At 42.6% G+C, this 10,330-nt stretch carries 15 protein-coding genes; 2 read left to right on the top strand and 13 right to left on the bottom strand.

Annotated features, from left to right (window positions below; genetic code table 11):
- Positions 1–240: 240 nt before the first annotated feature.
- Positions 241–2,010 carry a gamma-glutamyltransferase gene (gene ggt / locus VME0621_RS17975; protein ID WP_062460251.1) on the top strand — a complete coding sequence of 590 codons (1,770 nt, stop codon included), beginning with the start codon at positions 241–243 and terminating at the stop codon, positions 2,008–2,010.
- Positions 2,011–2,029: 19 nt separating this feature from the next.
- On the opposite strand, the gene VME0621_RS17970 is transcribed toward ggt, so the two are convergent.
- A complete protein-coding gene (locus tag VME0621_RS17970) occupies positions 2,030–2,635 on the bottom strand; it encodes a nucleotidyltransferase family protein (RefSeq protein ID WP_082795533.1) in 606 nt (201 codons plus the stop codon).
- 77 nt (positions 2,636–2,712) lie between these two features.
- Between VME0621_RS17970 and VME0621_RS17965 the strand changes: the two genes are divergently transcribed.
- Positions 2,713–2,901: a hypothetical protein gene (locus VME0621_RS17965; protein ID WP_006072365.1), complete on the top strand. Its 189-nt coding sequence runs from the start codon at positions 2,713–2,715 to the stop codon at positions 2,899–2,901.
- A 61-nt stretch (positions 2,902–2,962) separates the two neighbouring features.
- Here VME0621_RS17965 and VME0621_RS17960 read toward each other — a convergent pair whose 3' ends face one another.
- The 12 genes from VME0621_RS17960 to VME0621_RS17905 form a co-directional block, all read right to left on the bottom strand.
- Positions 2,963–3,439 carry a GNAT family N-acetyltransferase gene (locus VME0621_RS17960; protein WP_062460249.1) on the bottom strand — a complete coding sequence of 159 codons (477 nt, stop codon included), beginning with the start codon at positions 3,437–3,439 and terminating at the stop codon, positions 2,963–2,965.
- Positions 3,440–3,441: 2 nt separating this feature from the next.
- Entirely contained in the window at positions 3,442–3,909 is a 468-nt protein-coding gene (locus VME0621_RS17955) for a 2TM domain-containing protein (RefSeq protein WP_006072362.1), read from the bottom strand.
- A gap of 199 nt (positions 3,910–4,108) precedes the next feature.
- Complete coding sequence (locus tag VME0621_RS17950) at positions 4,109–4,510, bottom strand: DUF1801 domain-containing protein (RefSeq protein ID WP_062460247.1); 402 nt, start codon at positions 4,508–4,510, stop codon at positions 4,109–4,111.
- Positions 4,511–4,520: 10 nt separating this feature from the next.
- Positions 4,521–5,273, bottom strand: a complete 753-nt coding sequence (locus VME0621_RS17945) for an SDR family oxidoreductase (RefSeq protein WP_062460245.1) — start codon at positions 5,271–5,273, stop codon at positions 4,521–4,523.
- Between the two features lie 193 nt (positions 5,274–5,466).
- Positions 5,467–6,177: an HAD family hydrolase gene (locus tag VME0621_RS17940; protein ID WP_062460243.1), complete on the bottom strand. Its 711-nt coding sequence runs from the start codon at positions 6,175–6,177 to the stop codon at positions 5,467–5,469.
- A 158-nt stretch (positions 6,178–6,335) separates the two neighbouring features.
- Complete coding sequence (locus VME0621_RS17935) at positions 6,336–6,752, bottom strand: GFA family protein (RefSeq protein WP_062460236.1); 417 nt, start codon at positions 6,750–6,752, stop codon at positions 6,336–6,338.
- Between the two features lie 32 nt (positions 6,753–6,784).
- The gene (locus VME0621_RS17930) at positions 6,785–7,414 is read right to left on the bottom strand and encodes a DUF1349 domain-containing protein (RefSeq protein ID WP_062460234.1); all 630 of its coding nucleotides are present in this window, start codon (positions 7,412–7,414) and stop codon (positions 6,785–6,787) included.
- Between the two features lie 50 nt (positions 7,415–7,464).
- Complete coding sequence (locus tag VME0621_RS17925; protein ID WP_062460232.1) at positions 7,465–7,992, bottom strand: PH domain-containing protein; 528 nt, start codon at positions 7,990–7,992, stop codon at positions 7,465–7,467.
- Positions 7,993–8,368: 376 nt separating this feature from the next.
- Positions 8,369–8,611, bottom strand: coding sequence for a hypothetical protein (locus tag VME0621_RS17920; RefSeq protein ID WP_038228490.1), 243 nt, complete (start codon positions 8,609–8,611; stop codon positions 8,369–8,371).
- A 12-nt stretch (positions 8,612–8,623) separates the two neighbouring features.
- Positions 8,624–9,073, bottom strand: coding sequence for a YHS domain-containing (seleno)protein (locus VME0621_RS17915; protein ID WP_062460230.1), 450 nt, complete (start codon positions 9,071–9,073; stop codon positions 8,624–8,626).
- A gap of 387 nt (positions 9,074–9,460) precedes the next feature.
- Positions 9,461–9,850 carry an MAPEG family protein gene (locus tag VME0621_RS17910; RefSeq protein ID WP_038228485.1) on the bottom strand — a complete coding sequence of 130 codons (390 nt, stop codon included), beginning with the start codon at positions 9,848–9,850 and terminating at the stop codon, positions 9,461–9,463.
- A 46-nt stretch (positions 9,851–9,896) separates the two neighbouring features.
- The gene (locus VME0621_RS17905) at positions 9,897–10,280 is read right to left on the bottom strand and encodes a hypothetical protein (RefSeq protein ID WP_062460227.1); all 384 of its coding nucleotides are present in this window, start codon (positions 10,278–10,280) and stop codon (positions 9,897–9,899) included.
- Positions 10,281–10,330: the final 50 nt, after the last annotated feature.

Here is a 10,330-nt window from a genome sequence, read left to right as displayed (position 1 = left end):
TTGTATCACTTAGTTGTCGATTCATTGTAAAGAGCATGTCTTACCTCTCTTGTTGCGTAGACCCATACATAAAAACAATAATCATTGAAAATGACAGCAGTGTTATTTGGCTTCAATTCAGCAGAGTAAGTTTCGGAAGCAAGTACACATAAATAGACTAGAATTAGGAATTATCTTTTTCAGGAACGTAAAAAAGACTGTATTAACAGGTAATTAAACCCACTATTATAAGGAAGTCAGATGTCAGTTAAAGCGCCCACCTCTCGACTAATTGCAATTACAATTAGTGCCATACTCACGTCATCCAGTGGATACGCTTCGCAACAAGCGGCGGATGCCTTTGCACCAGAAATGGCAACAGGAACGAACGACAAACAACTCGTCAAAGCAAAGGATTGGATGGTAACCGCAGCGAACCCCGAAGCGACACAAGTTGGCGCTGAGGTTCTAGCTCGCGGTGGCAACGCCGTTGATGCCATGGTTGCTGTGCAGCTGATGTTGGGTTTAGTCGAGCCACAATCAAGCGGCATTGGCGGTGGCTCATTTCTTGTCTACTGGGACGCGAACAAACAACGGCTAACCACCTATGATGGCAGAGAAACAGCACCATCAGCAGCCAATGGCGATCTATTTCTTGATGAAAAGGGAAAGCCACTTAAGTTCTATGATGCCGTAGTAGGTGGTCGCTCGGTGGGCACACCTGGCACAGTCAAACTGCTTTGGGACGTTCATCAGAAATACGGTGCTCTTGATTGGGATGAAGTGGTGTTGCCTATCGCTCAAAAAGCCGAGCAAGGTTTTACTATCAGCGAAAGACTGTCAATGCTCATTGAGAATGATGTCGATTTTCTTGCTAGACACCCAACAACAGCCGCTTATTTCCTCAACAAGGACGGTACCCCAAAAACACAAGGAACCTTGCTAAAAAACCCTGACTACGCACAAACCTTAAGAACCATTGCAGAAAAAGGCAGCGACGGTTTTTATAAAGGCCCCGTAGCCACGGCTATGGTCAACGCCGTTCAAAAAGAAGCAGCAAGCAATCCGGGCAAACTTTCACTGGCCGATCTTGCTAACTATCAAGTGAAGAATCGACAAGCCGTTTGCGCCCCATATAAGCAATACGATGTTTGTGGCATGGGCCCTCCAAGTAGTGGCGCGCTAACACTGGGACAGATTCTCATGTTAACCGAACCATTCAAATTAAATGAGCTGGGAAGTAATAACCCAACCAGTTGGCAAATTTTAGCAGACGCTTCAAGGCTTGCATTTGCTGACCGCGGTCTATACATGGCCGATAGCGATTTCTTCGATGTGCCAGTGAAAGGATTGCTGGATCAAAAGTATATCGCTGAAAGAAGCGCGCTCATCACACCAAACGAAGCGCTGCAAAAAGTATCCGCTGGCTCTCCACCCGCAGTAAAAACCGTTCAACTGGCACAAGATAAAGCCATAGAACTTCCGTCTACAACGCACTTCAATATTGTGGACTCGCAAGGCAATGTTATATCCATGACCTCTTCCATTGAAAACGTATTCGGGTCGCGTGTCATGGCAGCTGGATTCTTATTAAATAATGAGCTTACCGACTTTTCGTTTGTGGCCAACAAAGATGGCAAACCTGTGGCCAACCGAGTGGAAGCGAATAAACGCCCACGCTCTTCGATGGCGCCGACTATCGTTATGCATGACGATAAGCCTTACCTTGCTATCGGCTCTCCCGGCGGCAGCAGAATAATTGGTTATGTGGCACAGAGCATTATTGCACACGTGGATTGGGGAATGGACATTCAACAAGCCATTGACCAACCGCGCATGATTAACCGTTTCGGTGCCATGGATGTTGAAATAAACACGCCTCTGGCGGACTATGCACAGCAATTCGAAGCAATGGGCTATAGCGTTAATAAGAGAGATCTCAACTCTGGTCTGCACGCAATACGAATTACTGAAACAGGTTTAGAAGGTGCCGCTGACCCAAGACGCGAAGGAGTGGCGCTCGGTAAATAGACATCTTGCTATGAATGGCCTAAGTGCTTAAATGCAATTTAGGCCATTTTTCTAACCACTGCTTCTCATTCACGCGATTCAGAAATATCTGATAGTCCCGCTTGCTGTTATAAGTCACGTCCCCCTCGAACAACGATTCCAGTTCAAAAGCGTGAACAATTTCGATTTGGTCATTGTCGAGCAGCCTAACGGCTATGGCGGTTTCTTTCTCAGGCCAATAAGACATCGCATCTTGCAAGCTTTTATATGGTTTGTCGCCATTACGAGTATGCATTACCGCTTGGTTCTTGACTTGCCAATGATAGCGAGGGTGTTGCTTGGATAGCTCTTTTTCGATCGTTCGCTGTATCTCTAGCCCCTCCACCTGATCATCAAAATAAACCACATCAATATCGTTTAACGGCGTTGAAAATTGATACTGATGCAGCGAATCCCAAACTAAGTTCCGAACAAAACCCGCAGCAACATAAAGGCGATAGGAAGACCTTGAAAGTGCCTGAACGGTTTGGAGCAACTGAATTCGGTTCTCATCTTGTACTAATAGCTTGGTCAATTTTTCAAGATATTCATTTGGATTGTTTCGCATACGAGTTATATCACCACGAGCATTATTAAAAGATGCCATTCATTGATTTAAATCAAATTATTAATTTGATATTAGTTTTATGTTGTAAAGGTGTTAAACACAAGGAGACAAGCATTATGGAATTAAAAAAGGACCCGCGCTGCTATACCGACATTTGTATCGATGGCAGATGGTTTCATCACGATCACTGTACCGATACAGCCTATATGCTTTGGGGAGGCAGTTCACCACAACTAAAACTAGAAAGAACACCAAACACCGAAGATGAACTGATTGGTCTTCTAAAACAGGCAAGATACAAATAACCCATGATGCTGGTTAGCCTCTATTACGTCTACCAGCATCGAAAATAAAGCACTCTAACTACTAAGTAAGTTCCACTCCTACCACTTGATGATTCTCATCACATTCAGAGTCGATAGTTTTCCATCCAAGATGTAGATACATCAACGGCACATCAGTATAAGCAAACAGAGTTTTCTGTTCGGCATTAGACATCAGGTGAATTGCACAGTCGATGAGGTGGCGAGCAACCCCCTGACCTCGCCAAGTTTCATCAACATACAATGCATTAAGCCAAATTACATTAGGTGGATTTTTATCGTTGCCACTGTCTTCCGGAGACGAAAATAAAGTAAACGCGAGCCCACCTAACAGCTTTCCATCCTTCAACGCAGCAATAGGGTTTGGAATGCCCTCCTTACGTTCCACATCAAATCTAAAGTCACTCCAACTAAGCTGAAATAGTCGCTCTAGTTCTTTCAACATTGTGGGTTCAATAACTTCAAGCGTTTGAAACGTCGCTGGAAAGCTATTTAAGGGTTGTGTTGTCACTTGTTTCATTTCTACAGTTTTTTTCCGAGACGCTTTTCAATTTGTCGCTTTTCCCACTTAGGACCAAAGAAGCTAAACAGTTCAAACGCATTGATTCCGTGGTTGAGAATGCCGATCCCCCATCCCATCGCTGGCCACCACGCCCAAATATAGCTAGGGTCCGTGACAATGTTAATGGTAAACAGTAACGTCATAACTAACACATACGTCATTAAGTGAGAGTAAAAACCTTTGATAGATCTTACCTGATCGATAACGTTCTGTTCTTCCTGAGTGATCTCTACTTTACTGGTCATTTTAGGCTCCTGCTGTAGTTCAGTGATGGTTGTTTCAAATACAGCAGCTAGTGATTTTAGGGACTCCAAACCCGGCTTTTGCCCTCGCTCAATTCTCTGAATCGTCCTTATACTTAATCCGCTTAATTCAGCTAATTGTTCTTGAGACCAACCACGTTGTAATCTGAGTTTTCTAATAATCATCATTTATCCTTTCTGCTGTTGCAAAACAACTGTACTTACTTGGAGCTAAAATCGTTACGACAGCAATCTGTCACTGCTATGACACTCTTTAGTTATCAGATACTTAAAAATTACATTCTGACTTCTGATATAGCCAAGTTAGACAACAACAATGCGTGACACACAATACAAGTTACTTATTTTTCGCTTTGCTACTACTTTACTGCCCTAATAATGGCAAGTGTTTAACGTTATGGTAAGTAAACGCCATAGTGACACATTGGTTAATCATTGAAGGGAGTGGTTTTGAAGTAGATAGAATGATAGCGCGATTACCTTGGAACTGAAGCGATTCTCCGTAAAGCTCTTTAAAGGTGTCAACAAGCTTCGATTGGCAGTTGAAGTACAAATAGTATTGAGTAGGAGTGTTAAGTTTCCAATCTATGCGTATTGGGCTCCCTCCCTCAACTGAATAACTCGGCTCTCCCCATTTCAACGATTCCTTTACTTCACCAAGCTCAAGCTCTTTAGCTACTTGATAGATCAACGTCCTGAGTTCAAGCATCCGTGAACGCACTTCATTCGGATATTGGTTGAATTTTTCTTCGACAGATTTGTCCATGAAAACCTCGTTATAAGCCACCAGCTAAATCGAGAAAGTTACCCGTTGAATAGGAAGATTTATCCGATGCAAGCCAATATATCGCTTCTGCCACTTCTTCTGGCTGACCACCTCTACCAAGCGGTAGAACCGATTTGAGCCTGTCAACTCTCCCTGGCTCCCCACCATCACTGTGCATATCCGTATATATCAGCCCTGGACGAACGCAGTTCACTCGAATACCTTCTGAAGCCACTTCCAACGATAACCCTTTAGTGAGGGTATCAATTGCACCTTTAGACGCGGCATAATCAATATACTCATTTGGCGAGCCTGAACGCGCGGCTCCAGACGACACATTTACAATGCAACCGCCGCTACCACCATTGCGCGTCGACATTCGTTTGACCGCTTCTCTTGCACATAGAAAATAACCAGTGACATTCGTTGTTAGTATGGTGTTGATTCTGTCTGCGGACATATCCTCTAAGCGAGTCTGCGGTTTTAAAATACCCGCGTTATTCACCAACACCGATAGTGTTCCTAATTCACGATCAACGGTCGAGAATAAGCGCAGAACTTCATTTTCATCAGATACATCGGCCTGAACAGTGATGCATCGCCCTCCTTGCGCTTGTATACTTTCAGCCAAAACCGAAGCAGAACCTACGTCAGACCTATAGTTAATACATACCGCATAACCTTTCTTTGCAAAAAGTCTAGCGGTAGCTGCTCCTATCCCTCGGCCCGCACCGGTAATCAATACTGCTTTATTCTTATCCATACGACTAAATCCTGACTTCATGTATCTTGGAGTTCATTACCTTAACACATCAAAGAAATAGTACTTGGGCATACCACCAAACAAAGCAACACAAATGAGTCGTAGCAGTGTTACCCAGCCTGCGATATGAGGTGCAATCACCGATAGTTATTGCCGATTACCCAAAGTGCGCCGAAGTTTCTTTCTGATACTGTTACGCATATTTCCCGATTATTTGAAGTAGATCTTCTACTTTATGGGCAACATAATCAGGCTTGGCTAGCCATCCATCTGGCTCTGAACGACTGTAAGCTGCGGCAACTGAGATGACCTTAGAACCTGTCCCTAGTTCTTTCTGCAAGTTACGAGCGAACTGCGTATCTGCTTCATGATCGCCGATGTACATCAGCAATTGTTCATTTTTGCTTCCCAAAATGGACTCTACACATTTAACTCCACCATAAGGGTTTGGCTTTTGGCTTCCATCAGGAACATCGTCATAACCGACAACCGACTTAAATGGCGAATTGATCCCGTGATTTTTCAGCACACGACGAATGTTGTTTTGAGAGTTCTGAGAGCAGATGCCGTGGGGAATATTAGAGAATTGCTCGATAACACCTTGAATGCCATTAAACAGAGAAACTTCCGTTTGGTTTTTCTCCTGATGCTCAGCCCACATTCCTCCAGCGACAAGCATTTCTTCGTGTGTTAATCCATAGTAGTCAACATATAGCTCTTGCCAGTTCTTAGCACCATGGTTCGCTTCATGGTACAAGTCTTCACTAAGCAAGTATTTCGGTAAATTCTCGTTTGATAGGTGTGGTGCGACTATCGATAAGATCGTTTTGGTAATATCAATATTCTTTGGCACAGAGTTAACCAACGTGCCATCATAATCCCAAAGTACTGCGTCTAACTTCATTATATTCAAATCACCTAATTTTTAATTTTATCAGAAGGTTAGTTGGTTTCAGCGCTCTACTTTAATGGTTTATATATTGATGACTGTGAGGTATCGCAAAAAAGGACAGATTGATACGTAGTGTTACCCATACCTTCCTCGTAAACGCTTCAAATACACTAATGTTCTTCTGTCATAAAGCCAAGATATTCCGGGGCGACTACTCCCTTACGAAACCATTCCGTTTTTTCGGAACAAAAAATCTGAGCATTGGGAGACAAAGAGAGTGCAGTATCCAAACAGCCCACAGGAACAACCAAATCCTTCCCGTTCTGCGATTCATGAGGTAAACCCGAGCCGCAGCGTGAACAAAATACCTTAGTGAATGCACCGCTCGGATGGTCAAATCGAACAGTCAGTTCTTCACCTTTAGTCCAAACTATGTTGTTTTTATGGGTAATCGCATTTGAAGCGTGCGAAGAACCCGTTACCCTGCGGCATTGCTCACAATGACAAAAGTAAAAGTTCTCAAAGTTGTCTTGAACTTCAAATCTCACTGAGCCACACAAACAGCCACCAGCTACTGTCTTTGTCATAACATCTCCTTATGTTAGCTTTTCCAACTCCATTAAACAGCGTGAGCTAACCACTTGCATGGTTCTATATTCAATTCAGTGAATCTAGCGGTAAATGAAGATTGCAAAGGACTACAAGCATAAACACCAAACCTCACTGGAGTTTGGGCAGGTAAAGGTGGATTTGATTTCCCCATGTCAGCCGTCGTCTCACCCAATTGATGAAGATGAAAAATCCGCATTTGCTTAAAGGTTTGCCCATCAAATGACGACTCAATCAGAAAGTCAGGACCACGACGACTTAGGCGATACCAAATCTCGTTTGGCAATGGAATATCGGACGTTGCCCAATCAGAATAACCTAGGTTTGTCACAACACTGCCTAGCCTAGAATACTCTTCATTCTCATACTCAATCGAAGCTTTAAACCAGTTTTCGCTGTCTAAATAAATGATTAAACCGCATTGATCGAACTGAGCTTGGTAGTCAAATTGTACTTTCGTAGTGAAAGTGAAATTCTCACTTGTCTCAAGTTGTAATGCTGGAGCGTTATCATTTCTGAAGCCATAGTAAGACCGCTGCCAAAAGTCCGTCTCGGGATCTGTGGTTATTGATACAGAACCTTTAGTTACCTCACTGTTCCTCGGTTTGTATAACCATTTCGCTGTCGTAAAATCTACCATTGTTAAGTTCTACTGCTTTCTTGTGGTAGGCCCTATCATACCAATAAGTATCAGTGTTTCTGAGCGCTACGTATAATACTGAAAACATATTTGGGGTCTTTGATTAAATCTAACTTGGGTACACCTTTTGGTCTGCCTGACAGAGTCATTCCTCGTTGCGTCGCACTTTGCGAGCCCAGTAAGATGGTTCCTAATCCATCAGAACGCTCCGACAAACTGACCTCAGGAAGCGCTTGGATGTTCAATGAGGTGATCTTCCTCTGCACAAAGCCATCAACTATGATGATTCTCTCATTGGTAATTCCATAAAATGTCTTCTTCCTTTGAGAGGAGTCCCAGAAAAAACGACCTAGTACAAAGTTCAAACCAATAACGACAAACACCCCACCAAACAGTAAAAAGAAAATCGACGCCCCCGAATTAAACGCAGTAAATTCCCAGAAAATCGCAAAACCACACCACAGTAAACTAAACGGAACCAGAAACAGGTCAGTGCGCCGAAATACGATCCCCTGCTTTGGCTGTCCTGACCAAATCAACTTCTCTCTTGGCTCAAGTGCTTGTTGAATAATGTGCATACTTCTTTCCTTAGGTGTGAATAAAACCGCCAGTCCTCTTTTTCTAGTATTGTTCTTAGCAGCGCTTTCCGTTGTGCCTTATCGTCTATCAGTTAGAGCGTCATTTTCAAGTAATAATTATTTATATATCAGCATTTAATTAGGTTAAGATTTATTTCCACCTTGTGAGAATCTGACAAGTACAAGATGCAAGTATCAGGATGGTTTCAAATAGAAAAGTAGTGATCCTTTGGTAGGGCTGGGAAAGTCTGGCTTGAGATTGCAATCCAAACGAAGATATCAACATGTTTGGTCGATGATGGGCAGATTCTAATATTTACCACTCCGATTTCGATTCACTGTGAAAGACGAAAAGCCAACGGTTTTCCGTCATTTACTAATTTGAACGGTGATAGCCTGATGTTATAAATGGGCCTAACAGCATGTTCAGTTTCTTTAAGAAGCCTTGGTGCTCACTTTTGTATATTGCCTCAGCTTCCTCTGGCGATTCTGCTGTTATGATTAACGATTGTTCGACAAACCCTTGCTCGATTAATTGAGTAGACTCTTCTTTGAACGTTGCTGACTCTATACAAAGGTAAGTATAACTATCATCCTTGTTATAAAACTTAAAATCCATTTTTACCTCAATCTAATTCTTAAGTAATACGGGCCAATTTAAATCAGCTTTTTGTACATTCCCGCTAATATCCTTTTGCCAGTTTTTTTGAACTGATTTGCTATAGTTCAAATACAACTTATTCTCGAAAATATACCAAGCATTAGGATCGATGCTAGCCGTGTAGCCTTGACTTACAGCCCACGCGCAGTATCCACCGTATTGAGGCGTATAAGCTGTTGGGTTGGAAACAAACTGCTGCCGGTTTTCCTGTGTCGAAAAGTACCATTTAGCGCCATTCCACTCATAAGTAATATCACTATCACCTTTTAGTGGTTTACCTACCGTAAAGTAAGCAACTGGATCATAACCTTTTATCGCTTTACCGAAAAAATCACTATAGGTGGGCTCCAGTGCATAAACATAAGTCCACGAACTTAACCACATAAGTATTATCGAAAACAATCTTGCTGAGTATTTCATAACGCCCCCTCCTCTATCACCATAGATAAAGAACTGAGAAAGAGGTGAAAGATTTCATTCACTCAGTAATTTAAAAGTATTAATCCGTCACACTCAGCCTAGGGAAATAAAGTATCAAATACCTGCATCCATCCTGAGGTTCCTACAAACAAAAGGACGTGGCTTGGCTAAATCTTTCGGCCCCCCTTTTTCAATAAGATGCAATTGAATGAACTCAAACTTCGACATATCGGCCTCTTCTTGTTGCTTAGAACATTATGAGGCCTATTTGGTGACGATTACGCTAACCGCTCGTATACTTCGACACAATTCAAATTCATTGGACTAAACCACATCCCATTTTAAGTCGCACTAAGCGAAGAGATGAGCCTTATAAAGAATCTGCCATTAACTAGGCATACTCTGCAACATAATGGCAAAAGAGCAACCTATTGCGACAGCCCAAGATAAAGAACGCAATGTGGCTTTGTTGAGCAAGTAAAGAATGTTGTAAATAACGCGAAATACGATGTGTACTACCGCTAAAAACTGTACGGTCTCATTAATGGTTCCCGTCGCAATGGCCAGCAATATCGCTATGGCAAACACAATCAAAGATTCGAAAGCATTTTGGTGTGCCGCTAAAGCACGCTCGCCAAATCCTTTGAGTTTTGCTTGCTGTTCTCTGGGATTATTATTGTCGTAACCTCCAGCTCTATGCATTGCGACTGCAAGAGGCATTTTCGCCAGATAAGGCAGTAGTGCCGCAATAAATAAACAAAGTACTAATGTCGTCAAGTTCTAATCCTTATGAAGGTTGTCCTAAAGCCCTTTTGAGGACCTATCATGTGCATTTATTCAACATAAAGTGCCAATCCTCTTCTGATATCCAAGACTGAAACACCCTCTTTCTATGATAACCAGTCTGGGTTAAAGAAGTCACTCTTATGTAGGGTTTGCCCAGCAGTGACTTTTGATACCTTAATGCCGCAGGTATATCGTAAAGGTAGACATCTTCATCATCAGCCGTCAGGTGACTTTTATTGTTTCTGATCGTGACTAAAACCTGAAATACCGCACCAAAAAAGGCACTTGCATATGCCACAGCACTTTGTTCATTTGAAAATACAAAGTGAACAACTAATACGGCCGTAACCCCTCCGACTAACGAAGACAGACCCATCTTCCACGCTCGTTGTAACCCAACAAATTCGATTGTACGTTTCATAGAACTTTCCTCCTAGTTGCCATGTTCTATGAATCGCCCATTGATAAGCA

Source organism: Vibrio mediterranei (genome assembly GCF_900088415.1).
Taxonomy (GTDB): domain Bacteria; phylum Pseudomonadota; class Gammaproteobacteria; order Enterobacterales; family Vibrionaceae; genus Vibrio; species Vibrio mediterranei.
This window is presented reverse-complemented; position numbering and strand designations above follow the sequence as displayed.